The organism is Xanthomonas sp. DAR 80977, from assembly GCF_041240605.1.
GTDB classification, from domain to species: domain Bacteria; phylum Pseudomonadota; class Gammaproteobacteria; order Xanthomonadales; family Xanthomonadaceae; genus Xanthomonas_A; species Xanthomonas_A bundabergensis.
The window spans coordinates 1,053,588-1,078,079 of sequence record NZ_CP162487.1 but is presented as its reverse complement, the minus strand read 5'-3'; the positions used below and the strand labels follow the sequence as shown (position 1 = coordinate 1,078,079).

18 protein-coding genes and 2 pseudogenes are annotated in these 24,492 nt (G+C 70.8%); 10 read left to right on the top strand and 10 right to left on the bottom strand.

The genetic code is table 11. The annotated features are described in order from the left end of the window. Positions 1 to 52: 52 nt before the first annotated feature. Complete coding sequence (locus AB3X10_RS04610) at positions 53 to 181, bottom strand: hypothetical protein (RefSeq protein ID WP_369979465.1); 129 nt, start codon at positions 179 to 181, stop codon at positions 53 to 55. A gap of 266 nt (positions 182 to 447) precedes the next feature. Here AB3X10_RS04610 and AB3X10_RS04605 point away from each other — a divergent pair, with 266 nt between their 5' ends. The 4 genes from AB3X10_RS04605 (at position 448) to AB3X10_RS04590 (ending at position 4,644) form a co-directional block, all read left to right on the top strand. Beyond that, the gene (locus AB3X10_RS04605) at positions 448 to 1,113 is read left to right on the top strand and encodes a TetR/AcrR family transcriptional regulator (protein ID WP_369979464.1); all 666 of its coding nucleotides are present in this window, start codon (positions 448 to 450) and stop codon (positions 1,111 to 1,113) included. Between the two features lie 129 nt (positions 1,114 to 1,242). After that, positions 1,243 to 1,902: a protein-L-isoaspartate O-methyltransferase family protein gene (locus AB3X10_RS04600; protein WP_369979463.1), complete on the top strand. Its 660-nt coding sequence runs from the start codon at positions 1,243 to 1,245 to the stop codon at positions 1,900 to 1,902. An 18-nt stretch (positions 1,903 to 1,920) separates the two neighbouring features. After that, positions 1,921 to 3,285, top strand: coding sequence for a TolC family outer membrane protein (locus AB3X10_RS04595; protein ID WP_369979461.1), 1,365 nt, complete (start codon positions 1,921 to 1,923; stop codon positions 3,283 to 3,285). A gap of 429 nt (positions 3,286 to 3,714) precedes the next feature. Next, the gene (locus tag AB3X10_RS04590) at positions 3,715 to 4,644 is read left to right on the top strand and encodes an IS110 family transposase (protein WP_369975348.1); all 930 of its coding nucleotides are present in this window, start codon (positions 3,715 to 3,717) and stop codon (positions 4,642 to 4,644) included. A 55-nt stretch (positions 4,645 to 4,699) separates the two neighbouring features. Here AB3X10_RS04590 and waaA read toward each other — a convergent pair whose 3' ends face one another. Next, the gene (gene waaA, locus AB3X10_RS04585) at positions 4,700 to 6,019 is read right to left on the bottom strand and encodes a lipid IV(A) 3-deoxy-D-manno-octulosonic acid transferase (RefSeq protein WP_369979459.1); all 1,320 of its coding nucleotides are present in this window, start codon (positions 6,017 to 6,019) and stop codon (positions 4,700 to 4,702) included. Between the two features lie 88 nt (positions 6,020 to 6,107). Here waaA and AB3X10_RS04580 point away from each other — a divergent pair, with 88 nt between their 5' ends. After that, a complete protein-coding gene (locus AB3X10_RS04580; RefSeq protein WP_369979457.1) occupies positions 6,108 to 7,052 on the top strand; it encodes an LpxL/LpxP family Kdo(2)-lipid IV(A) lauroyl/palmitoleoyl acyltransferase in 945 nt (314 codons plus the stop codon). 496 nt (positions 7,053 to 7,548) lie between these two features. On the opposite strand, the gene AB3X10_RS04575 is transcribed toward AB3X10_RS04580, so the two are convergent. Genes AB3X10_RS04575 through AB3X10_RS04565 form a run of 3 tightly spaced genes read right to left on the bottom strand, consistent with a single transcriptional unit; the run spans position 7,549 to position 10,212 of the window. Further along, positions 7,549 to 8,910, bottom strand: coding sequence for an O-antigen ligase family protein (locus AB3X10_RS04575; protein ID WP_369979455.1), 1,362 nt, complete (start codon positions 8,908 to 8,910; stop codon positions 7,549 to 7,551). Next, positions 8,891 to 10,003 (bottom strand): glycosyltransferase, encoded by a 1,113-nt coding sequence (locus tag AB3X10_RS04570; protein WP_369979453.1) that lies wholly within the window; start codon positions 10,001 to 10,003, stop codon positions 8,891 to 8,893. The genes AB3X10_RS04575 and AB3X10_RS04570 overlap by 20 nt, the downstream gene beginning before the upstream one ends. Before the next feature lie 11 nt (positions 10,004 to 10,014). Next, the gene (locus AB3X10_RS04565) at positions 10,015 to 10,212 is read right to left on the bottom strand and encodes a zinc-finger domain-containing protein (RefSeq protein WP_145702821.1); all 198 of its coding nucleotides are present in this window, start codon (positions 10,210 to 10,212) and stop codon (positions 10,015 to 10,017) included. A 203-nt stretch (positions 10,213 to 10,415) separates the two neighbouring features. On the opposite strand from AB3X10_RS04565, the gene AB3X10_RS04560 reads away from it, so the two are divergent. After that, on the top strand, positions 10,416 to 10,655 hold the full coding sequence (locus AB3X10_RS04560; protein WP_145703540.1) for a helix-turn-helix domain-containing protein: 240 nt from the start codon (positions 10,416 to 10,418) through the stop codon (positions 10,653 to 10,655). 119 nt (positions 10,656 to 10,774) lie between these two features. Here AB3X10_RS04560 and AB3X10_RS04555 read toward each other — a convergent pair whose 3' ends face one another. The 3 genes from AB3X10_RS04555 to AB3X10_RS04545 all read right to left on the bottom strand — a co-directional run bounded on the left by AB3X10_RS04555 (position 10,775) and on the right by AB3X10_RS04545 (position 15,015). Next, on the bottom strand, positions 10,775 to 10,942 hold the full coding sequence (locus tag AB3X10_RS04555) for a hypothetical protein (protein WP_369979450.1): 168 nt from the start codon (positions 10,940 to 10,942) through the stop codon (positions 10,775 to 10,777). A 294-nt stretch (positions 10,943 to 11,236) separates the two neighbouring features. Continuing rightward, positions 11,237 to 13,531, bottom strand: a complete 2,295-nt coding sequence (locus tag AB3X10_RS04550) for an NADP-dependent malic enzyme (RefSeq protein WP_369979448.1) — start codon at positions 13,529 to 13,531, stop codon at positions 11,237 to 11,239. A 146-nt stretch (positions 13,532 to 13,677) separates the two neighbouring features. After that, positions 13,678 to 15,015 carry a dicarboxylate/amino acid:cation symporter gene (locus AB3X10_RS04545; RefSeq protein WP_369979446.1) on the bottom strand — a complete coding sequence of 446 codons (1,338 nt, stop codon included), beginning with the start codon at positions 15,013 to 15,015 and terminating at the stop codon, positions 13,678 to 13,680. 478 nt (positions 15,016 to 15,493) lie between these two features. Between AB3X10_RS04545 and AB3X10_RS04540 the strand changes: the two genes are divergently transcribed. The 3 genes and pseudogenes from AB3X10_RS04540 to AB3X10_RS04530 form a co-directional block, all read left to right on the top strand. Then, positions 15,494 to 16,666, top strand: coding sequence for an OprO/OprP family phosphate-selective porin (locus AB3X10_RS04540; RefSeq protein ID WP_369979444.1), 1,173 nt, complete (start codon positions 15,494 to 15,496; stop codon positions 16,664 to 16,666). Between the two features lie 245 nt (positions 16,667 to 16,911). Next, positions 16,912 to 17,659, top strand: a pseudogene (locus AB3X10_RS04535) (cache domain-containing protein); the annotation flags it as partial. A gap of 65 nt (positions 17,660 to 17,724) precedes the next feature. After that, positions 17,725 to 19,584: pseudogene (locus AB3X10_RS04530) on the top strand (PAS-domain containing protein); the annotation flags it as partial. 545 nt (positions 19,585 to 20,129) lie between these two features. On the opposite strand, the gene AB3X10_RS04525 reads toward AB3X10_RS04530, so the two are convergent. Together AB3X10_RS04525 and AB3X10_RS04520 are read right to left on the bottom strand one after the other, a co-directional pair. After that, positions 20,130 to 20,471: a DUF5713 family protein gene (locus tag AB3X10_RS04525; RefSeq protein WP_145702831.1), complete on the bottom strand. Its 342-nt coding sequence runs from the start codon at positions 20,469 to 20,471 to the stop codon at positions 20,130 to 20,132. A 116-nt stretch (positions 20,472 to 20,587) separates the two neighbouring features. Next, a complete protein-coding gene (locus AB3X10_RS04520; protein WP_369979442.1) occupies positions 20,588 to 21,226 on the bottom strand; it encodes a LuxR C-terminal-related transcriptional regulator in 639 nt (212 codons plus the stop codon). A gap of 111 nt (positions 21,227 to 21,337) precedes the next feature. On the opposite strand from AB3X10_RS04520, the gene AB3X10_RS04515 reads away from it, so the two are divergent. Then, positions 21,338 to 24,487: a two-component regulator propeller domain-containing protein gene (locus AB3X10_RS04515; RefSeq protein WP_369979440.1), complete on the top strand. Its 3,150-nt coding sequence runs from the start codon at positions 21,338 to 21,340 to the stop codon at positions 24,485 to 24,487. The last annotated feature ends 5 nt before the right edge of the window (positions 24,488 to 24,492 follow it).

Sequence of the window (24,492 nt, the reverse complement as noted above, 5' to 3'; positions counted from 1 at the left end):
ATGTCAGGACGTTCCTCACATCGCCTGTCGTAGGCAATGGCCCGTGGCGGCGCTATGGCAGCGGCAGGCGCAGGCCGACGCGCAAGCCGTCCAGGGTCGGCGAAGCATCGGGCGCGACGGTGCCGGCATGCGCGTTCACCGGCTCGCGCACGATCGCCAGGCCCGGCCCTCTGCCTTCCACGCCGCTGCCGAGTTCCGGTGGAAACGCGCGAACACGCGCTCGCGCGCCGCCTCGGCGATGCCGGGACCGGCCATGAGGCGAACGCCAGGGGCATGCGAGCCGCGCATACGCGAATCGTTGCGCGGGCGCCGCGCGGCGGCGAACCCTGCGCAGGCTCAACCGCCCGGCCGGTCACCGGGTCGATGACGGAAGCCAGGCTGACACATTAAATAATGGACCTGACGGTATAGTATAAATATCGAACCGACTGGTCTAGTATTGCGATCATGGTCAGCAAACCCTCCGTCGTCGCCTCGCCCAAATCCTCTTCCCGCACCGCCGGGCCTGGCCGTCCCAAGGACATGGGCAAGCGCGCTGCGATCCTGGAAGCGGCCAAGCAGATGTTCACCGAACTGGGCTTCGGCGGGGTCAGCATGGACGGCATCGCCGCGCGCGCCGGGGTCTCCAAGCTCACCGTCTACAGCCACTACGGCGACAAGGAGACCCTGTTCGCCGAGGCGGTGCGCGCGCAATGCCAGGCGCTGCTGCCCGACGACCTGTTCGGGCATGCGCTGAAAGGGCCGCTGCGCGCGCAACTGGTCGAGATCGGGCTGGCGTTCTTCGCGATGATCAGCAGCGAGGCGGCCATGGCCACCCACCGCATGATGCTCGCCCCCGGCACCGGCGACGAGCACGTGCGCGAGATGTTCTGGAATGCAGGTCCCAAACGTACCCAGCAGGACCTGGCGCAGCTGCTGCAGGCGCATGTCGCCGCCGGCGAGCTGGAGATCGCCGACCTGAACCTGGCCGCCTCCCAGTTCTTCTGCCTGATCAAGGGTGAACTGCACTCGCTGATGATGTGCGGGCTGTGCCGCGACCCCAGCCGGGCGCAGATCCAGGCCCATGTCCAGGCCAGCGTGGACTTCTTCCTGCGCGCCTATGCCGCGCGCTGAGTCCGCGCCGGCCGGCCGGCCCGATGACTTCCGGCACTGCGCGCGGCGCCGCCGCTGCGGCGATGCTGCAGCATACGCACGGCCCCGGCGCCGGCTAAAATGCGCGACCCACCGCGTTGGACACCCCAGATGACGATCGACTACTCCCAAGCCCGCGAAAAGATGGTTGAACAGCAGGTGCGTCCCTGGGACGTGCTCGACCTGCGCGTGCTCGACGTGCTGGCGCGGCTGCCGCGCGAGACCTTCGTGCCGGAAGGCCACCGCGCGGTGGCCTATGCCGACCTGGAGATCCCGCTGGGCCACGGCCAATCCATGATGAAGCCGGTGATCGAGGGCCGCATGCTGCAGGCGCTGGACCTGCAACCGGGCGAGGACGTGCTGGAGATCGGCACCGGCAGCGGTTTCATCAGCGCCTGCCTGGGCGAGCTCGGCCGCGAGGTGGTCAGCCTGGAGATCGAACCGGCCCTGGCCGCCGCCGCGCGCGCCAACCTGGACGCCGCCGGGCTGGGCAGCAACGTGCGCATCGACACCGCCGACGCGTTCGGCTGGCACAGCGAGCGCCGCTTCGACGTGGTCTGCGTCACCGCGGCCGTCACCGAGATCCCGGCGCAGTTCCTGGCCTGGTTGCGTCCGGGCGGGCGCCTGTTCGCGATCCGCGGCCGCGCCCCGGTCATGGACGCGGTGCTGGTCCACGCCGAAGCCGGCGCGCCGCGCGTGGAATCGCTGTTCGAAACCGACCTGGCGTATTACCTGCGTGGCGCAGCGCCGGTCCCCCAGTTCACATTCTGATCCATCAAGGAAGCCGCAATGATCCGCCGATCCCTCGTCCTGGCCCTGGCCGCCGCGCTGTTTCCGTTGGCCGCCAACGCCGCGGACCTGCTGCAAGTCTACGAAATGGCCCGCAATAGCGACCCGCAGCTGGCCAGCGCGGAATCGAATCGGCTGTACGAAAAGGAAGGCGCGGTGCAGGCGCGCGCGGCACTGCTGCCGCAACTGAACGGCTCCGCCTCGCTGCAGCGCAGCCACAGCGAGATCGACCGCGCCAGCGGCGAGCTGGCCGGCACCAGCAAGAGCCGCAGCTACGCGATCCAGGGCTCGCAGACGCTGGTCAACTTCGCCCAGTTCTCCACCCTGCGCGCGCAGAAGGCGCGCAGCCTGGCCGCCGACTACACGCTGGAATCGGCCAACGACGACCTGATCGTGCGCACCTCGGCGGCCTACTTCAACGTGCTGGTCGCGATCGAGTCGCTGGTCGCCGCGGAAACCAACGAAGCCGCCGCCAAGAAGCAGTTCGACTACGCCGACAAGCGCCTGGAAGTGGGCCTGGCGCCGATCACCGACGTGCACGAAGCGCGCGCCGAGTACGACCAGGCGCGTGCCGACACGATCACCTCGCGCAACTCGCTGCAGGACCTGTACCAGGCGCTGACCGAGATCACCGGGCAGCCGGTGCACGACCTGCGCGGCCTGCCGGAGGACTTCCGTCCGCAACTGCCCGCCAACGGCGGCAACATCGACAGCCTGATCGCCTCGGCGCTGGACAAGAACCCGTCGCTGCGCTCGTACCAGTACCAGGTGCAGCAGGCCGAGGACAACGTCACCACCGCGCGCGCCGGCCACCTGCCGACGCTGAACCTGTCGGCCAGCGTCGGCCGCGATGCCAGCTGGGGCGACGGCGTCTCCGGCAGCAACTCGCCGCGCACCGACAGCAATGTCATCGGCCTGACCCTGAACGTGCCGATCTTCGCCGGCGGCGCGACCCAGTCGGCGGTGCGTCAGGCGCTGGCGCAGCGCGACATCGCCCAGGACACCTTCGAGCAGCAGAAGCGCGCGCTCGACCGCAATACCCGCAACGCGTACCAGACCGTCGTCGCCGGCATCAGCGAGATCGAGGCGCGGCGCCTGGCGGTGGTGTCGGCGCAGGCCGCGTACGACGCCTCGCAGGTCGGCCTGGAAGTGGGCACGCGCACCGTGCTGGACGTGGTGCAGAACCAGCGCACGCTGTACCAGGCGCAGCTGGACTATGCGCAGGCGCGCTACAACTTCCTGCAGAACCGCCTGCTGCTGAGCCAGGCGCTGGGTTCGCTGGACGTGGCCGAGGTGCAGTCGATCAACGCGCTGCTGACGCAGAGCGCCGAGTCCAAGCTCAACTCCGGCAGCAGCACCCAGTAACGCCGGCGCCGGTATCCATGCGACACCGCGAACGGCGGGCCTTCGGGTCCGCCGTTTTTGCGTGGGAGCGATGCATTTGCGGGAAGAATGCTGGTGGCACCAGATACTTCCGATCAAGAGGATGCCACTTGCAGGAGCGACTCCGGGTGGCCTTGGGCCATCAGTCGCGACAGGCCTTACTGGTAAGGCCATCGCGACCGATATTCGGAGTCGCTTGTGTCTTCTACGGGTCTATCGTTGAGGTGAGAGCGGAGTGCGGCAGGCCGCTAAGTCGCAGTGCGTCGCAAGCACGGGTAGGAGTCAGGGCCGCCGCACTCCGTTTCTCCTGCCCCACAAGCCCGAACAGTTGCCTGAGCCGCGAGCTCGAACCGACAAGCATGGGCATCGGCAGGAGATCTCTCGTCCCTGAGTCTACTGCGGAGAACGTCCATGTCGCTGCAACGCTTTGTCGGGATTGATGTCGCCAAGGCCGAACTGGCCATTCATGTCTTGCCAGACGGGCTGGACTGGACCCAGGCCAATACGCCCGAGGAGCAGGCCCGCCTGGCCCTGCGGCTGGCGTCGCTGGGATGCGAGCGGATCGTGCTGGAAGCCAGCGGCGGCTACGAACGGGCGGTCCTGCAAGTGCTGTCACAGGCTGGCCTGCCCGTGGTCCGGCTGTCTGCCCAGCGCCCCCGGGCGCTGGCGCACGCGTTGGGGCTCAAGGCCAAGACCGACGCCCTGGATGCGCGGTTGCTGGCCGTGGCGGCCCAATGCCTCCCCGGTCAGCCCACTGCCGTGCTGCCTGCGCCAGTGCAAGCGCTGCGCGAACTGCTTCACCTGCGCAGCACCCTGGTCGCCCAGCGCGATGCGCAGCGCCGGTGCATGGAGCACGTGACCTGCGAGGCGGTGCGTGACCAGTGGCTCGAGGTGATCGCGCTGCTGCAACAGCGCATCAAGGAGATCTCCCGGCAAATCGCCCAGGTCGGTGCGGCCTGTTCACGCTTGCCGACCGTGCCTGGGCTTGGCCCGATCCTGCGCGCCACCCTGGCGGCCCGGCTTCCCGAGCTGGGCAGCGTGCCACCGCGCAAGATCGCCGCCTTGGTCGGGCTGGCGCCGTTCAATCGAGACAGCGGCCGCTGGCACGGCCAACGCCGCATCCAGGGCGGACGCGCCGACGTGCGGCGGGTGCTGTACATGGCCACCTGGGCCGCGATCCGTGCAGGCTCGCCGCTGTCACACACCTACGCACGCCTGACCAGCGCGGGCAAACCCGCCAAGGTCGCCATCGTCGCGTGCATGCACAAGTACCTGCGATGGCTCAACGCCATCGCACGCGATCAGGCACCTTACAGCCCCCCTGCGATCGCTTCTGCATGACAGTTGACTCCTACAACGGGCCACCGGCTCTGCAAGTACCCGGATCGAAACCGCCCTACTCGTCCGCCGGCACCTCGTGCGCCACCGGCGGCAGATGCTCGGCGATCAGCTGCAGCGTGCGCTGCAGCGCGCCGCGGCCATTGGCGACCAGGGCGCAGCCGGCTTCGGCCATGCGCGCGCGCGCGGCCGCATCGTCCAGCAACTCGCGCAGCGCCGCGCACACCGCCGCGGCGTCCTCGCAGATCGCGACCGCTCCGGCCTCGCGCATGCGCCGCGAGATCTCGGCGAAATTGTGCAGGTGCGGCCCGCTCACCGACGGCGTGCCGACCGCAGCCGGCTCCAGCAGGTTGTGCCCGCCGATCGGCTGCAGGCTGCCGCCGACGAAGGCGACCTGGGCGCAGGCGTAGAACATCATCAATTCGCCCAGCGTATCGATCACGAACACGCTGTCCTCGGCGCCGGGCCACTGCTGCTGGCGCCGGGTGGCCACGCGCCAGCCCTGGTCGCGACTCAGCGCCTCGACCTTGGCGAAGCGTTCGGGATGGCGCGGCGCCCACAGCAGCAACAGGTCCGGCGATTGCCGGCGCAGTTGCCGGTGCATCTCGATCACCGCCGCCTCCTCGCCCTCGTGGGTGCTGGCGGCGATCCACACCGGGCGCGACGACGCCACCCGCGCGGCGAACGCGGCGACGAACGCCGGCAGCTGCGCGGGCACGTCGATATCGAACTTCAGGTTGCCCAGCGCGCGCACCTGCTGCGGCTGCGCGCCGAGCTCGACGAAGCGTTCGGCGTCGGCCTGCGACTGCGCGGCCACGCAGGTCACCGTGCGCAGCGCGCGTCCGATCAGCGGCCGCAGCAGGCGGTAGCCGCGCAGCGAGCGCGCCGACAGCCGCGCATTGAGCACGTAGACCGGGATGTTGCGGTCGCGGCAGCCGAACAGCATGTTCGGCCACAGCTCGGTTTCCAGGATCAGCGCCAGGCTCGGGCGAAAATGCTGCAGGAAGCGGCCGACGCTGCCGGGCACGTCGTACGGCAGGTAGACGTGGTCCAGCGCATCGCCCCACAGCGCGCGCACCCGCTCCGACCCGGTCGGGGTGATGGTGGTGATCACCCAGCGGATGTCCGGGCGCTGCGCGCGCAGCGCATTGACCACCGGCGCGGCGACGTTGACCTCGCCCACCGACACCGCGTGCAGCCACACCCGCGGCCGCCCGCGCGCCTGCGGATACGAGGCATAGCGCTCGTCCCAGCGCTGGAAGTACTGGCGCACGCGGAACCCGCGCCAGACCAGGTGATAGACGGTGACCGGCAGCAGCATGTACAGCACGGCCGAGTACAGGCCGCGCAGCAGCCGCTCGATGAAATCGTTGCGCATCGCGAAAGCATAGCGGGTTGCGCCGCGCAGGCGGCAGACGATCGCCGGCGCCGACGCCGCCGTGCCCGCGCCCGGCTAAACTTGGCGCATGTCCGACCCATCCCCCGCTCTTCCGTCCGCCGCCACCACGGCCGCGCCGCCGCCGCGCTCGCCGCGGCACTGGCCGACCTGGCTGCTGCTCGGCATCGCCGTGGCCGCCGCGCGGCTGCCCTGGCTGCTGCAACGCGCGCTCGGCCGCGGCGTCGGCTGGCTCGCGCTGCGCCTAGCCGGGACCCGCCGCCATGCCGCCGAAACCAACCTGAAGCTGTGCTTCCCCGAACAGAGCCAGGCCTGGCGCACGCGCCTGCTGCACGACAGTTTCGACGCGCTGGGCGTGGGCGTGTTCGAGTTCGCGCGCGCCTGGTGGGGCAGCCTCGGCCCGATCCGCCGCCGCACCCGCATCGAAGGCCTGGAGCACCTGCACGCATTGCAGGCGCAGGGCCGCGGCGTGCTGCTGGTGTCGGGCCACTTCATGACCCTGGAGATGTGCGGCCGCCTGCTGTGCCAGTACGTGCCGCTGGCCGGCATGTACCGCCGCCACCGCAACCCGGTGTTCGAATGGGCGGTCAAGCGCGGCCGCCTGCGCTACGCCATCGCCATGTTCGCCAACGAGGACCTGCGCGGCAGCGTGCGCCACCTCAAGCGCGGCGGTTTCCTGTGGTACGCGCCGGACCAGGACATGCGCGGCAAGGACACGGTGTTCGTGCCGTTCTTCGGCATGCCCGCCTCCACCATCACCGCCACCCACCAGCTGGCGCGGCTGACCGGCTGCGCGGTGGTGCCGTATTTCCACCGCCGCGAAGGCGCCGACTACGTGCTGCGCATCGCCCCGCCGCTGGAAGATTTTCCATCGCAGGACATGGTCGCCGACACCGCGCGGGTCAATGCCGCGATCGAGGCCATGGTGCGCGAGGCGCCGGCGCAATACCTGTGGATCCACCGCCGCTTCAAGCGCCAGCCAGAGGGGCGCAGCGCGTTCTACGAGCGCGACTGAGCGAGATGTGGACCCGGACGTGGCTTTGCGCGCTCAACTCCACGAGGCGCTTCGCGCCGGACCCTCACCCCAACCCCTCTCCCGGCGGGAGAGGGGCTAAGGCACACCACGGCTGTTCCTTCTCCCGTCGGGAGAAGGTGCCCCGCAGGACCAGATAAGGGTACGGGCGAAGCCTCGTGCACCCAATTCCACGAGACGCTTCGCGCCGGACCCTCACCCCAACCCCTCTCCCGGCGGGAGAGGGGCTAAGGCACACCACGGCTGTTCCTTCTCCCGTCGGGAGAAGGTGCCCCGCAGGGGCGGATGAGGGTACGGGCGAAGCCTCGTGCACCCAATTCCACGAGGCGCTTCGCGCCGGACCCTCACCCCAACCCCTCTCCCGGCGGGAGAGGGGCTTGGGTTGCTCCTTCTCCCACCGGGACCATGGCCTCCTTTTCGGGGAAGGTGGCCCGCAGGGCCGGATGAGGGTACGGGTGCACGCTGCACGGCCTGGGGGTCAAGCCGACGTGGGCAGCACAGTCCGTGCGTCGCCCTCGGCAGCGCGCTCCTCGGCCAGCAGCGCGCCGACATACAGCCCGACCAGCATCAGCGTCAGCGAGCCCCAGAACGACGAATAGAACGCCAGGTGGGTGTTGAACGGGAATACCGTCACCAGCAGCGCCAGCATCGCCGGCCGCGCCCGCTCGCGCGCCTGCGGCGAGGCGTAGCGCCACGCGCGCCACGCCTGCGCGGCGCCGGCCAGCCACAGCAGCAGGCCGATCAGCCCGGTCTCGCTGAGCACCTCGAGCACGATCTGGTGGGCGTGGAAGGCCGGCTCGCGGCCCCAGGCGCCCTCGTGCGCGGGATCCGGGTCGCAGGCCACATAGGCCTCGCGGAAGCCGCGCACGCCGACGCCGTTGAGCGGATGCTGGCGGATCATGCACCAGGCCGCATCCCAGATCTGGGTGCGCCCGGCCAGGGCCGCATTGAGATCGGCCGGGCGCCCGCTCAGCGCCAGCGTGGTGCGCGCGAAACGTTCGCGCACCTGCGGCGAGAGCGCGCCGAGCGCGCCGGCCACCAGCACCGCGGCCACGCCCAGGGCCAGCATCCGGCGCGTGCCGAGCAGGCGCCAGCCCGACAGCAGCAGCACCAGCGCATAGGTGATCCACGAGGCGCGCGAGCCGGCCAGCACCAGCACCACGCCCACCGCCGCCGCGGCGAGCAGCCAGCCCCAGGCGCCGCCGCGGCGCCCGGCGACGAACAGCAGGAACGGCGACAGGCTGGCCAGGACCTGGCCGAACTTGAGGTTGCACGGCCCGAACACGCCGCTGAGGCGGTCGGCCAGGGCGATCTCCTGCGGCGTGCACAGGCCGTGGTGGTTGATCGCCCACTTCAGCTGGTCCATCGACCAGAACAGCGGGCTGGTGCCGCACAGCGCCTGCGCCAGCGCATCCACGGTCCACAGCCCGGCGATCAGCGCCAGGCCGTTGAAGGTGGTGCGGCGCGCGCGCGGGGTCGCCACCGCCATCGCCACCAGCCACAGGAACGGCAGGAAGCGCAGGTCCACCGCCGATTCGCGCAGCGCCAGCGGCACGTCCACCGCATCCAGCGCCGACAGCGGCTGCGGCAGCCAATAGGTCAGGAACAGCAGCGTGGTCAGCGCCCACGCCGGGCCGCTGAGCAGGCTGGCGCCGCCGCGGAAGCGGCTGTGCAGCAACTGCAGCAGGGTCGCCAGCGCGCCCAGCGCGAGCACGCCCGCGGCCAGGCCCGGGGCCGGCCACAGCGCCACGAACGCCAGCACCCAGACCGGCGCCCAGCGTTCGCTGCGCGCCGGCGACAGCGGCGCAGGCAGGGAGGAATCAGGACCGGAGTTCGTCATACACCGCCAAGGTCGCGTGCTGCATCGCCTGCAGCGTATAGGGGATCTGCGCCGGCGCCGCCGGCGGCTGCGCCAGCAGCCGTGCCGCCGCCGCATGCAGGGCCTGCGCATCGAACGCGGGCACCGCGCCGGCCGGCTGCAGCTGCGCCAGCAGTTCGCCGGCGCCGCCGTGCGCCCAGCCCAGCACCGGCCGCCCCACCGCCAGCGCCTCGACCACGGTGCGGCCGAACGCCTCCGGCTTGCGCGACAGCTGCAGTACCAGGTCGCTGGCGGCGTAGGCTTCGGCGATGCGCGCGGTCGGCGCGGTGAACGCGACCGCCTCGGCGATGCCCAGCGCGGCGGCCTCGGCCTCCAGCTCCTGCACGTAGGCCTCGCGCCCGGCCGCGCGCGCGCCGGGCAGCCACAGCCGCGCGTCGCTGCCGTCGGCGCGCAGCGCGGCGAGCAGGCGCAGCGCGTCGGCGTGGCCCTTGAGGCGGGTGCCGCGCCCGGGCAGCAGCAGCAGCGGGCCGCGGCCGGCCGCGGCCGGCGCCTGGGTCGCGGCCCAGGCGCGCGCGGCGGGATCGGGCTGCGCACGGCGCGGGAACTGCGCCGGGTCGATGCCGCGCGGGATCACCCGCAAGCGCGCCGGGTCGGTCCGTGGGTAGTGGCGCAGCACGTAGTCGCGCACCGTGGCGGACACGCAGATCACGCGCTCGCCGCGGGTCATGACCGCGCTGTAGCGGCTCGGCGAATTGAGCCCGTGCACGGTGGTGACGAAGCGCGGCCGCTGCGCCGCCGGCATCCCGCGCAGCGCGTGCCAGCCGAGCCAGGCCGGCAGCCGCGAGCGCGCGTGCACGATGTCCGCCCGCTCGCGCAGCAGCAGCCGGCGCAGCGCCGGCACGTGACGCAGGGTCAGCAGCGATTTGCGGCCGATGTCCAGGGCGATGTGCTCGGCGCCGGTGTCCAGCAGCGCCGGCAGCAGGCGGCCGCCGGCCGACACCACCAGCGCGCGATGCCCGGCGGCGACCAGCGCCGCGGCGATTTCCAGGGTGGAGCGTTCCACGCCGCCGGACTCTAGCGCCGGCAGCAGCTGCACCACGGTGAGGCGGTGCATCGAAGCGGCGGTCAGTCGACCAGCACGAAGACCGCGCCGCAGTACGGGCACTTGGCCTCGTGGCTGGGTTCTTCTTCCACCGGCAGATAGACCCGCGGGTGCGAGTTCCACAGCGCCATTTCCGGGGTCGGGCAGCTCAGCGGCAGGTCGGCGCGGTGCACGCTGTAGCGCTTCTCTGCATTGGCGGGCGCGGTGGCGGTATGGCTCATGGCGGTGGGACACAACGGGAGGAGACGGCGAATTCTAGCAGCCCGCCCCGCGCGCGCGCCGGGCCGGCGCATGGCCCGCCGGCATTGACCCGGTTTGTCCCCCTTCTGTCGGCTTGATGCCAAGCAATGACATCCACTATGCTCGGGGGACGCGGCGCAAACCTGCCGCTCTGAGGTGTCCCGTGGATATAGGTGTGCGATTGATGCAGGCGCGGCGCAATGCCGGTTTCACGCTGCGCGAACTGGCGGCCTTGCTGGGCGTGGCGCATAGCACCCTGGGTCACTGGGAGAACAATCGTTCCGTCCCCAATGCCCGGCATTTGCTGAAGATTGCCGAACTTACCGGCGTCGATGCCTATGTGCTGCTGACCGGCAAGCCATCCAAGCTGAACCAGGGCGACCACGAAAGCCTGCCGCTGCCCGTGGGCAAGCGTCTGGCCTGAAGGTCATGCGGCGCCGCCGGTGCCGCATCCGATCCTGCCCAGCCGCGCGGCGCGCGCCTGGTTGGCGGCGCGTGCGTGGCGGCGAGCAGCGGGCTGGCCTGCTGCGAACTCTAAATCGTTCATGCGATGCGTGCCCGATGGCGTGTGCCGCCGATGCGCATGCGGCGTTCCATCGCCATGCGCCGATTGCCATGCCCCTGGGGCGTGACATCAAGTCCCGAGCAGACCGCGCCGCTGCTGCGCGCGGATGAAGCGAAGAAGATGGCGTCGCGCTGACGCGGCAGCATGCTCGCGCAACAGCGGCCTGCGGGCTGGGCCTGCCGACAGTTCGAAGGAATAGAGCTTCGACGCGTCGAGCCGCGATCTGCGCCGCGCGTTCGGACCGGGCAATCCATCATCGCGCAGACCGGCGCGACCACGCCGATGCTCACAGGCGTGGAAAGACCGGCAGGCCCGATGCGATGGCATCCGGGCGTGCGCCGCAAACGCAGGCCACGCGAAACCGCCGGCATGGACCGCCGGCACGAGAACGCGCGGCCCCACGGCGGCGCGTACTCGAGCCGAAGGCGCCGCAGCGCGGCTTACGGCGCGCTCTTCTCCGCTTCCAGCTGCTTGCGGATCTGCGCATCGACCGCGGCGATCGCGGTCATGTTCATCACCCGGCGCGAGGTGGCGCTGGTGGTGAGGATGTGCACCGGCTTGGAGATGCCCATCAGGATCGGGCCGATCGCCACGCCGTCGGTGAACACGCGCACCAGGTTGTAGGCGATGTTGGCCGCTTCCAGGTTCGGCAGCACGAACAGGTTGGCGCGGCCCTTCAGGGTGCTGTTGGGCATGATCTGCTTGCGCAGCGCCTCGTCCCAGGCGGTGTCGCCCTGCATCTCGCCATCGATGTTGAGCTTGGGGTTGCGCTTGAGCAGCGCCTCGCGCACCTGGCGCATCTTCAGCGCATCGCGCGAGTCGTGGCTGCCGAAGTTGGAATGCGACAGCAGCGCGATGTTCGGCTCGATGCCGAACAGCTTCAGCCGGTACGCGGCCTGCAGCGTGGCCTCGACGATCTGCTCCACGCTCGGGTCTTCCTGCACGTGCGTGTCCAGGAAGAAGAACGCGCCCTGCTGGTTGATCACCCCGGTCATCGCCGAGGTCGAGCTGACCCGCGGCTCCAGCGGGATCACGCTGCGCACGTAGCCGAGCTTCTTGTGGAAGCGGCCGACCACGCCGGTGAGCAGCGCATCGGCTTCGCCGCGCGCGACCATCACCGCGGCGATCAGCGTCGGCCGCGAGCGCATCAGTTCCTTGGCCGCGGTGACGGTGACGCCGCGACGCTCGGTCAGCGCGTGGTAGTACTGCCAGTAGTCGTTGAAGCGCGGATCGTCGTGGATGTTGGTGATCTCGAAATCCACGCCGGCGGTGATGCGCAGGCCCAGGCGCTGGATGCGCGCCTCGATCACGTCCGGGCGGCCGATCAGGATCGGGAACGCCAGGCCTTCGTCGATCACGCTCTGCACCGCGCGCAGCACCACTTCCTCTTCGCCCTCGGCGTAGACCACGCGCTGCTTGTCGGCGCGGGCGCGGTCGTAGACCGGCTTCATCATCAGGCTGGTGCGGTAGACGAACTGGCCGAGCTTGTCGCGGTAGGCCTCCATGTCGGCGATCGGGCGCGTGGCCACGCCCGAATCCATCGCCGCCTGCGCCACCGCCGAGGACAGTTCGACCAGCAGGCGCGGATCCAGCGGCCGCGGGATCAGGTAGTCGGGGCCGAAACTCGGGGTCTCGCCGCCGTAGGCCGCGCCCAGGTCGGAGGCCTCGCGCCGCGCCATCGCCGCGATCGCCTTGACGCAGGCGATCTTCATCGCCTCGTTGATGCCGGTGGCGCCGACGTCGAGCGCGCCGCGGAACAGGTACGGAAAGCACAGCACGTTGTTGATCTGGTTCGGGTAGTCCGAACGGCCGGTGCCGATGATCGCGTCCGGGCGCACCGTCTTGGCCGCCTCCGGGGTGATTTCCGGATTGGGATTGGCCAGCGCGAAGATCACCGGCTGCGCCGCCATCGTCGCCACCATCTCCGGCTTGAGGATGCCGGCGGCCGACAGGCCGAGGAAGATGTCCGCGCCCTCGACGATCTCGGCCAGGGTGCGCTTGTCGGTATCGCGCGCGTAGCGCTGCTTGTCCGGGTCCAGGTCGGTGCGGCCGGTGTGGATCACCCCGTCGCGGTCCAGCGCCAGGATGTTCTCCGGCTTCAGGCCCAGCGACACCAGCATGTTGACGCAGGAGATGCCCGCCGCGCCCATGCCGGTGGTGGCCAGCTTGACGTCCTCGATCTTCTTGCCGGTCACCACCAGCGCGTTGAGCACCGCGGCGCCGACGATGATCGCGGTGCCGTGCTGGTCGTCGTGGAACACCGGGATGTTCATCCGCTCGCGCAGCTTGCGCTCGACGATGAAGCATTCCGGCGCCTTGATGTCTTCCAGGTTGATGCCGCCGAAGGTCGGCTCCAGGCTGGCGATGATGTCGACCAGCTTGTCCGGGTCGTTCTCGTCGATCTCGATGTCGAACACGTCGATGCCGGCGAACTTCTGGAACAGCACGCCCTTGCCTTCCATCACCGGCTTGGACGCCAGCGGGCCGATGTTGCCCAGGCCCAGCACCGCGGTGCCGTTGCTGATCACCGCGACCAGGTTGCCGCGCGCGGTCAGCTCGCTGGCCTGCTGCGGATCGGCGACGATCGCCTCGCAGGCGAAGGCCACGCCCGGCGAATAGGCCAGCGACAGGTCGCGCTGGGTCAGCATCGGCTTGGTCGCGGACACCTTGATCTTGCCCGGCGGCTGCTGGCGGTGATAGTCGAGGGCGGCCTGTTTGAAATCTTCGTTTGACATCGAGGCTTCTGTAGTCGAGAGGCGCGAGGACCCAGGATTCTACTCCCTGGGCCATGGCCGAGCCTGTCTTGCGGCTGTCGCCGCGCAGGCCAGGGGCCGAAAAACGCGACGCGCCGGCAAGGCCGGCGCGCGCGAGGTCATGGAATTCAGCGGATCGCGGCAGGCTCGGCCGCGACCTCCGGCAGCGCGTCTTCGCCGCCGTCCAGGGCGATGCGCAGGCGGTCGCGGTCCAGCGCGTTCTCCCAGCGCGAGACCACCACGGTGGCCACCGCGTTGCCGATGAAGTTGGTCAGCGAGCGACATTCGCTCATGAACCGGTCCACGCCCAGGATCAGCGCCATGCCCGCCACCGGCACTTCCGGCACCACCGCCAGCGTCGCCGCCAGGGTGATGAAGCCGGCGCCGGTCACGCCCGCGGCGCCCTTGGAGCTGAGCATCGCCACCAGCAGCAGCGCGATCTGGTGGCCCAGGGTCAGTTCGGTGTTGGTCGCCTGGGCGATGAACAGCGCGGCCAGGGTCATGTAGATGTTGGTGCCGTCCAGGTTGAACGAATAGCCGGTGGGCACCACCAGCCCGACCACCGACTTCTCGCAGCCGGCCTTTTCCATCTTCTCCATCAGCGACGGCAGCGCCGATTCGGACGAGGACGTGCCCAGCACCAGCAGCAGTTCCGCCTTGAGGTAGCGGATCAGCTTGAAGATCGAGAAGCCGCACAGGCGCGCCACCGCGCCCAGGATCACCAGCACGAACAGCAACGCGGTCACGTAGAACGAGCCCACCAGCCAGGCCAGGTTGATCAGCGACTCCACCCCGTACTTGCCGATGGTGAAGGCGATCGCGCCGAACGCGCCGATCGGCGCCGCGCGCATCAGGATGTGCACCAGCTTGAACACCGGCGCGACCAGCCCCTCGAGCAGGTTCAGCACCGGCCTGCCGCGCTCGCCGACCATCGCCAGCGACACGCCGAACAGCACCGCCACGAACAGCACCTGCAGGATGTTGTCGCCGACGAACGGGCTGATCAGGGTCTTGGGGATGATGTCCATCAGGAAGCCGACCAGGGTCAGCTCGTGCGACTTCTCCACGTAGCTGTGGACCGCGCTCTGGTCCAGGTCGGCCGCATTGATGTTCATGCCGGCGCCCGGCTGCACCACGTGCGCGACGATCATGCCGACCACCAGCGCCAGGGTGGAGAAGAACAGGAAGTACACCATCGCCTTGACGAACACCCGGCCCACCGTCTTCAGGTGGGTCATGCCGGCGATGCCGGTGACGATGGTCAGGAAGATCACCGGCGCGATGATCATCTTCACCAGCTTGATGAAGGCATCGCCCAGCGGCTTGAGCTTCTCGGCGAAGGCCGGCTCGAAGTGGCCGAGCAGCGCGCCGAGCACGATGGCGACCACCACCTGGAAATACAGCTGTCGGTAGAACGGCACGTGCCGATGCACGACGCCGCCGGCCGGGGAAGTTGGGATATGCATGAGCGCGCTCCGGAAGACAGGTATGGACCGGCAACCCGACGCAGGTCGCGGAATGCTGCCTTTGTACGCGGCGCCGGCTTCTAAGCAGATAACCTATTGGTACTAGTCCCCTGTTCGCGGTGCCGCCGACGCAGTTACAGTGTCCCGGCACGCTCACGGGAGGGAGGTGCGACGCGCAACGCCGGCCAGGGGCAACCGCCCGCCGATGCTGCGTCGCGTACCGCCCTGCCGCCGCGCTGCCGGCGGCGCATGCGCATTCAGGGGGAATGCGCCGTCGCAGGATCGCAATATCGCTGTAAAGAACCGCCGGATTCGCCCGCTATTGCTTGCGGGTGGCTCGTTGTTCCGGCGATGCGCCCCGCACCGCGGCCGAGGGACGGTCGCGGCCGGCACCACGCTGCACCGCCCGCGCAAGCCTTGCCGTCCCGTCAGTCGAGTGCCGGCGCGCTTTTTTCCTCATCAAGAAGACATCACAACCATGCGCCATACCCTTCTCTTCGCTGCGCTGTGCCTGACCGCCGCCGCTCCCGCCGCTGCCGCCAGCGGATTCGACGATTGGCCGACCAAGGTCGCCTTCAACGACGGCACCGAACTGGCCGTGACCGGCAACTACGCCTACGACTCGAACAACTTCTCCGACGACGACGCGCGCCTGGAGGACGACAACGCGTTCCGGCGCAAGGAATTCGGCGCCACGCTGAAGAAGAAGGGCGTGTACGACGCGATGGTGTACTTCGACTTCCAGTCCAAGCTGTGGCTGGACGTGTTCTTCCGCTTCGAGACCAAGGCGCTGTTCGGCAGCGACTACGGCAAGGTGCGGCTGGGCTACATCAAGGTGCCGGTCGGCCTGGAAGGCGTGACCAGCGCGCGTGCCGACAGCTTCCTGGAGACGGCGCTGCCGATCCAGGCGATCTACCAGGGCCGCCGCACCGGCGTGGAGTGGACCTTCGAGCGCCAGCAGTACCTGCTGCAGGCCGGCGCGTACGGCGGCAAGGACCTGCAGGGCGACAACCCCGGCACCACCCAGGCGGTGCGCGGCGTGTGGACCCCGTTCAAGGCCGAGGGCGACGTGCTGCATCTGGGCCTGGCCTATTCGCAGGAAAACCCGCGCGGCTACCACAACGGCCTGGACGTGAGCTTCAGCCCGCGCGTGCGCCTGCGCGCGCGCCCGGAAGCCGGCCTGACCGACGTGCGCCTGGTCGACTCGGGCACCCTGGTCGATGCCGACCAGGTGCGCCGCACCGGCCTGGAAGCGATCTGGATCAAGGGCCCGTTCTCGATGCAGGGCGAGGCGCTGCGCGCCGAGGTCACCCGCGACAACGGCCGCCCCGACTACACCGCCGACGGCCAGTACGCGTTCGCCAGCTACGTGCTGACCGGCGAGTCGCGCCCGTACAGCGCCGGCAACGTGGCCAACATCAAGCCGGCCAACGCCTACGGCGCGGTCGAGCTGCTGCTGCGCTACAGCCGCGTGGACCTGGACGACGGCAGCGTGCTCGGCGGCCGCCAGCACGACTGGACCGTGGGCGCCAACTGGTACCTGACCAGCCACTTCAAGTTCCAGGCCAACTACGTGCGCGCCGATGCCGAGCGCGCCGGCGTGCACACCAAGCCGAACTCGATCGACCTGCGCGCGCAGGTGCAGTTCTGAGTCGCACGGCCTGAGCGGCGCCCCGATCGGCCTTGCCCGATCGGGGCGCGTTCGCAAGAAATGCCAGAGCGGCCACGCCGTCCGCATGGGCCGGCGTGGCCGCTTTGCATCCGTCATCCCGGCCACGACGGCCGCCGTGCGCCCGCATCGGCCGCCTAGAGACCGCCTGCGCGACACCGCGACAGCAGCGCGCCCGCCGCTGCCGCTAAGCTGGCGGGCATCGCCCCGACCGCGCCCCACTCCGCATGTATCCCGCCTCGCGCTATCGCCACATCGCCCTGCTCCTGCTCGCCGTGCTCGGCGGCATGGCGCTGGCGATGCTGTCGGCCGGGCATTTCGCCGAACAGCGCGCGCTGCGCGCCGAGAGCCGGCAGCTGCGCCAGCAACTGGAGCTGTACGCGCAGACCCTGCAGCAGCGCATCGACCGCTACCGCACCCTGCCGCAGGTGCTGGCGCTGGATCCGGAACTGCGCGACGCCTTGACCCAGCCGCTGGACCCGGCCGCGCACCAGCGGCTGAACCTGAAGCTGGAACGCGCCAACGACGTCACCCGCTCCTCGACGCTGACCCTGATCGACGCCGACGGCGTCGCCGTGGCCGCCAGCAACTGGCGCCTGGCCAGCAGCAACGTCGGCGCCGACTACAGCTTCCGTCCCTACGTGAAGCAGGCGCTGGCACAGGGCAGCGGCCGTTTCTACGGCATCGGCATGACCACCGGCGTGCCCGGCTATTTCCTGTCGCAGGCGATCCGCGACGCCGACGGGCGCACCCTCGGCGTGATCGTGATCAAGATCGAACTGGCCGCGCTGGAGCGCGAATGGCTGCGCGTGCCGGACGTGGTGCTGGTCAGCGACCGCCACGGGGTGGTGTTCCTGTCCAGCCGCGACGCCTGGCGCTACCGCCAGCTGCAGCCGCTCAGCGCCCGCGAACGCGAGGAACTGCTCGCCACCCGCCAGTACGCGCGGCAGACCCTGCTGCCGGCGCAGCGGCGCCGCCTGGCCACGCTGGACGACGGTGGCCAGGTGATGCGCATCGACACGCCGGCGCAGCGCGAACCGCTGCTGTGGCAGAGCATGCCGCTGCCGGAGAGCGGCTGGCGCCTGCACCTGCTGCACGACATCGGCGACAGCCGCGCCGCCGGCCGCGCCGCCGCGCTGGCCGCGGCCGGCATCTGGCTGGCGCTGGTGTTCCTGGGCCTGCTGTTCCAGCAGCGCCAGCGCCTGGCACGCCTGCGCCAGCGCAGCCGGCGCGAACTGGAATCGCTGCTGCAACAGCACGCGCAGGAGCTGCGCACCGCGCAGGACGGCGTGGTGCAGGCGGCGCAGCAGGCCGATACCGGCCTCAGCCGCAGCCTGGAGCATCTGCCGCAGGGCGTGGTGATCATCGATGCGCAGCTGCGCCTGGTGGCGTGGAATTCGCGCTACCTGGAAATCTTCCGCTTCCCGCCGGAGCTGATCCGCATCGGCCGCCCGATCGAGGACGTGTTCCGCCACAACGCGCGCCGCGGCCTGCTCGGCCCCGGTCCGGTGGAAGCGGCGATCCAGCGCCGCCTCGACCATCTGCGCAGCGGCCGCCCGCACATGCGCGAGAGCGAGAAGGACGACGGCACGGTGCTGGAGATCCGCGGCAACCCGCTGCCCGACGGCGGTTTCGTCACCAGCTATGCCGACATCACCAGCTACAAGAACGCCGCGCGCGAACTGCGCTCGCTGGCCGACGCGCTCGAGCACCGCGTCGCCGAGCGCACCCGCGACCTGGCCGATGCCAAGCGCGAGGCCGAGAACGCCAACCGCTACAAGACCCGCTTCGTCGCCTCGGCGGTGCACGACCTGCTGCAGCCGCTCAACGCCGCGCGCATGTTCGTCTCGGCGCTGCGCGGCAAGCTGCACGACGCCGACGCGCGGCAGATCGCCGACCACGTCGACAACGCGCTGGTCGCGCAGGACGCGATCCTCAACAGCCTGCTGGACATCTCGCGGCTGGAGGCGGGCACGCTGAAGACGCAGGTGCGCGACTTCGCGCTGGGCCCGCTGCTGCAGACCCTGGCGCACGAGTTCGGCATCGTCGCCGAGGACCGAGGCCTGCGCCTGGACTACGTGCCCACCGCCGCCGCGGTGCGCAGCGACGAGACCCTGCTGCGGCGCATCCTGCAGAACTTCCTGTCCAACGCGGTGCGCTACACCCCGCGCGGACGCGTGCTGCTGGGCTGCCGCCGCGACGGCGACAGCCTGCGCATCGAGGTCCACGACCAGGGCCCGGGCATCCCCGAGGCGCTGCAGCAGGAGATCTTCGAGGAGTTCCGCCGCCTCGGCGACGGCGTCGCCCACGACCGCGGCGCCGGGCTGGGCCTGGCGATCGTGGAGCGCATCGGCCGCCTGCTCGGGCACCGCATCGGCCTGCGCTCGCAGCTCGGCCGCGGCAGCGTGTTCGCGGTCACCGTGGCGCTGGGCGACCGCGCCGCCGCGGCGCAGGCGCAGCCGCCGACCGCGGTGGCCAGCGACAACGGCGACGACCCGATCCTGCACGGCTGCCGGGTGTGGTGCATCGACGACGACCCGCGCGTGTGCGAGGCCAGCCGCGCGCTGCTGGAACGCTGGGCATGCCGGGTGGAGCTGGCCGCCGGCCCCGAGGACGCGCTGGCCGCGGCGCAGCCGGCGCAGGCGCCGGAACTGGTGCTGCTGGACGTGCGCATGGGCGAGCGCGACGGCCCGGCCTTGTTCGCCCAGCTGTGCGCGCGCTGGAACGCCGAACCGCGGGTGGTCCTGGTCACCGCCGAACCGGATCCGGCGCTGCGCACACTGGCCCAGGAACGCGGCTGGGGCTTCCTGGCCAAGCCGGTGCGCGCGCCGGCACTGCGCGCGCTGATGACGCAGATGCTGCTGCGCCGCGGCCAAGCCCCGCTCCCGCCGGCGCACTAGCCCCTCTCCCGTCCGCACGTACATAGCCCCTCTCCCCCCGGGAGAGGGGTTGGGGTGAGGGTAAGGCGCGAAGCGTCTCGCGGGGTTGGGTGCACGAGGCTCCGCCCGTACCCTCATCCGCCCCTGCGGGGCACCTTCCCCCCAAAAGGAGGCCATGGTCCCGAGGGGAGGAGGAACAGCCGCGGCGTGCCTAGCCCCTCTCCCCTCGGGAGAGGGGTTGGGGTAAGGGTCCGGCGCGAAGGGCCTCGCGGAGGTTGGGTGCACGAGGCTGCGCCCGTACCCTCATCCGCCCCTGCGGGGCACCTTCTCCCGACGGGAGAAGGAAAAGCGCTAGCCCCTCTCCCCGTCGGGAGAGGGGTTGGGGTGAGGGTCCGGCGCGAAGCGCCTCGCGGAGGTTGGGTGCACGAGGCTGCGCCCGTACCCTCATCCGCCCCTGCGGGCCATCTTCCCCCCAAAAAAAGGGGGGGGGGGGCCATGGTCCCGGTGGGAGAAGGGAACAGCCGCGTGCATAGCCCCCACCGACGCCCGATCCACCACCGCCTCGCTCACCACTCGCGCGGCGCGATCAGCTCCTCGGCATCGGCGGCGTCGAAGCCGTAGGTCTTGGCGATGTACAGGAAATCCACGCCGATGTTGTCGCGCGCGGCGGTCTCGATCTCGCTGTCGTGCGCCTCGAACTCCAGCGCCAGCGCGTTGAATTCCTCGGTGGCGGCGTGGGTGAGCCGGTACAGCGCCGGCAGGTCGGCCGGGGCCTGCGCCTCGATCGCCTCGCACAGCCGCAACAGGATCTTCTGGCCCTTGCCGACCAGGAAGGAAGGAAAGTAGTCGTCGTCCAGCATTTCCTGCAGGAACGGGTAGTAGGCGATCTGCTCGTTGCGGATGGGCATGGTCCGGGGGTCCTTTCCGCCCGCAGGAAGCGCGGGCGCCAGTGCATAGCATCGCGTATCCGGGCGCGGCGGAAAACGCTCCCGGCGCAGCGCACGGCCGACGGCCGCGCCGCGGTTCAGGCCTCGCCTTCCGGTTCCAGCGCCTTGACCAGCACCGCGGCCTGGGTCCGGCTGTGGCATTCGAGCTTCTTCAGGATCGCGGTCACATGCACCTTCACCGTGTTCTCGGCCAGGCCCAGCTCGTAGGCGATCTGCTTGTTGAGCAGGCCGTCGGCCAGGCACAGCAGCACCCGGAACTGCTGCGGGGTCAGCTGCGCCAGGCGCGCGGCCAGTTGCGCGTCGGCCTCCGAGCGCGCGGCGGTCAGCGGCGGGAACCAGGTGCCGCCGTCGAGCACCGCCGCCACCGCGATGCCGATGGTCTCGGCCGGCGACGACTTGGGGATGAAGCCGGCCGCGCCGAACTGCTGCGCGCGGCGGATCACCCGCGGATGGTCGTTGGAGGAGATCACCACCACCGGCACGTCCGGGCGTTCGCCGCGCACGTGCAGCAGCGCCGAAAACCCGCGCGCGCCGGGCATCGCCAGGTCCAGCAGGACCAGGTCGGCGTCGGCCTGCGCGGCCAGCGCGGCGTCCAGGGTGGCGGCGCTGGCCGCCTCGGTCACCCGCGCGCGCGGCAAGGCCTGGCGCAGCGCGTGCAGCACCGCGGCGCGGAACAGGGGATGGTCGTCGGCGACCAGAATCGTGGGCGCATCCATGCCTACAGTCTGGCATGCGCGGCCGCCGGCGTGCCGGTCGCGCGGCCAGGAAACGCACCGCCCCGGCAGCGGCGGCATTCAAGCCCTCGCGCCGCCGGCCGATAGGGTGACGTGATCCGGACCCTTTCGATCCTGCTGCGAGGCGTGCGCCCGGCCGCGTGCCGCTGCGTGCTGCTGGCGGTGCTGCTGGCGCCGGGCGCGGCCGTGGCCGCAACGCCGGCCAGCGCCAGCGACGACGCCGATCTGCCGAGCAGCCTGGAGCATTTCGGCCTGGACGATGGCCTGTCGCAGCTGACCGTCAACGCGCTGCAGAGCGACGACCAGGGCTTCCTGTGGCTGGCCACGCAGGAAGGCCTCAACCGCTTCGACGGCCATCTGTTCCGGGTCTACCGGCACGAACTCAACGCCAGCGACCGGCAAAGCCTGCTCAGCAGCAGCATCGACAGCCTCGCCTTCGAGGCGCGCGGCACCCGGCTGTGGCTGGGCACCAACGACGCCGGCCTGGAAGTGATCGAACTGGCCACCTGGCGGCGGCACCGGCTGAGCATGGCGCAGGGCCTGTCGCACAACCGGGTCATGACCATCCTGGTCGATCCGCAGGGCGGCGCCTGGCTCGGCACCGAGCACGGCATCGACCGCATCGACGCGGCGGTGAGCCGGGTGCTGCCGCTGGGCGGCGATGCGCCGGTGGTCGGCCTGACCTGGATGCCCGACGGCAAGCGCGCGGTGGCGCTGGACCGGCGCTGCCGGCTATGGCTGCTCAGCGCGACCGCGCGCCAGGCGCTGCCCGCGCCGCCGGGCATCGACGAATGCGTGGGCCTGCAATCCGGACCGGAAGGCCTGTGGCTGGCCTCGGCCAGCGCCGGACTGTTCAAGCTCGACGCGCAAGGCGGCACGCTCGCGCACTGGAGCACGCAGCAACTGCTGACCCGGCACAGCGATCTCAGCGCACTGATCCGCCTGGCCGACGGACGCGTGCTGGTGGGTTCCAACAACGCCACGGTGACGCAGCTGGACAAGGACACGGCGACGCCGCGGCTGCTGCGCTTCGACGCGCCGCCGCAAAGCGCCATCACCCGGTTCTACCAGGACGGCAACGGCACCTGGTGGATCGGCACCTACACCGGCGGCCTGTACCGGGTGCGGCCGATGTCGGCGGTGATCCGCAACGACGAGGAGGAGCTCCACGACATCGGCACCTGGCCCAGCCCCAGCGTGCGCAGCATCCGGCGCGACGGCGAACGCATGCTGATCGGCACCGACCAGGGCCTGATGCTGCGCGACCGCAACGGCGCGCCCTGGCGGGTGCCGGCCGCGCTGGCCGCGCGCATGGTGCGCGCCATCGAGGGCGACGGCCAGCACTGGTGGCTGGGCACCCGCCACGGCCTGTGGCGGCTGGACCGCGACGGCACGCTGGCGCAGGTGGAAGGATTGGCCGATGCGCACGTGAACGACCTGCTGCGCGAGGGCGACACGCTGTGGGTGGCCACGCGCCGCGGGCTGACCCGGGTGGTCGGCGGCCGCGTGCAGGACGACCCGCGCTGGGCGCCGCTGGCCGGGCGCACGCTGACCCGGCTGTACCGCGACAGCCAGGGCACGCTGTGGATCGGCTGCAACGACTGCGGCCTGTGGCGGATGCGCGGCGATCGCGCGGCCGAACCCTATCGCCCCGGTGGCGCCGGCCTGTACCCGTCGGTGTGGTCGATGTACGAACGCGACGGCGTGCTGTGGCTGGGCACGTTTTCCGGCGGCCTGTACCAGGTGGACCTGAAGCACGACCTCGCCGTGCGCTACACCGACCGCGAAGGCCTGAGCAGCAACGTCATCTACACCATCCTGCCGGATGCGCAGGGACGGCTGTGGCTGAGCACCAACAACGGCCTGAGCGTGCTCGATCCGGCGACCCGCATCGTGCAGAACCTGGGCAGCCGCGACGGCCTGGAGAACCAGGAATACAACAGCGGCCGCGGCTATCGCGACAGCCGCGGCCTGCTGTACTTCGGCGGCACCCAGGGCGTCGACGTGATCGACCCGGGCAAGCTGCCGCTGCGCAGCGCGCCGGCACGCGCGGTGCTGACCGACCTGCACGTGCTCGACGCCAGCGAAGGCCGCGACGGCGGCGAGCGGCAAAGCGAGACCGACGTGGTGTATGCCCACGACATCGCGCTGGACTACCGCGACAACGTGTTCACCCTGGGCATGACCGCGATCGACTTCACCGCGCCGGGCACCGCGCGGCTGCGCTACCGGGTCGATGGCCTGCACAAGGGCTGGGTCTATCCGCAGACGGCGCACAGCGAGTTCTCGGTCAGCCACCTGCCACCGGACCGCTACACGCTGGAGGTGCAGGCGGCCGGGCGCGACGGCCAGTTCGGCGCGGCGCGCACGCTGCGGATCCAGGTGCGGCCGCCGCCATGGCGGCATCCCTTGGCCTATGCCGGCTACGCACTGCTGGGCCTGTTGCTGCTCGGCCTGGCCGCGCAGCGCGTGCGCCGCACGGTCAACCGCGAGCGCGACATGGTGGAACTGCTGAACCTCACCGTCGCCGAGCGCACGCGGCAGCTGGAGCGCGCCAACCAGCAGCTGCTGCAGAGCAATGCGCAGCTGGAGGCGGCCACCCGCCTGGATCCGCTGACCCGGGTCTCCAACCGCCGCGAACTGCAGGACTGGCTGGCCCGCGAATGCCCGGCGCTGCTCGCCCAGCTCGACGCCGGCAGCAGCGCCGATGCGCTGTATTTCTTCATGATCGACATCGACAACTTCAAGCGCATCAACGACGACTATGGCCACCAGGCTGGCGACACCGCGCTGGTGCACTGCGCCGACAGCCTGCGCGCGCTGTGCGGCGAACGCGACCTGCTGGTGCGCTGGGGCGGCGAGGAATTCCTGCTGGTCACCCGCCTGCAGCGCAACGGCGCCGCCGAGGCGCTGGCCGAGCGCCTGCGCGCGGCGGTGGCCGAGCGGCGCTTCGTCCTGGAACAGCGCGACCTTGCACTGACCTGTTCGATCGGCTTCGCGCCGTGGCCGCTGGTGGCGGCGTGGCCGGCGCTGGGCGACTGGGAGCAGAGCGTGGGCCTGGCCGACCGCTGCCTGTATGCGGCCAAGGGCGCCGGCAAGAACGCCTGGGTCGGGCTGGGCGCAGGCGCGGCGCCGGACCGGCCGCGGGTGCAGGCGCTGCTGGCCGGCGGCGCGCCCGAGCAGCTCGGCGACAGCGTGCGCATCCTGCACTCCACCGCGCAGGCGCCGCGCTTCGCGCGCTGAGCGCC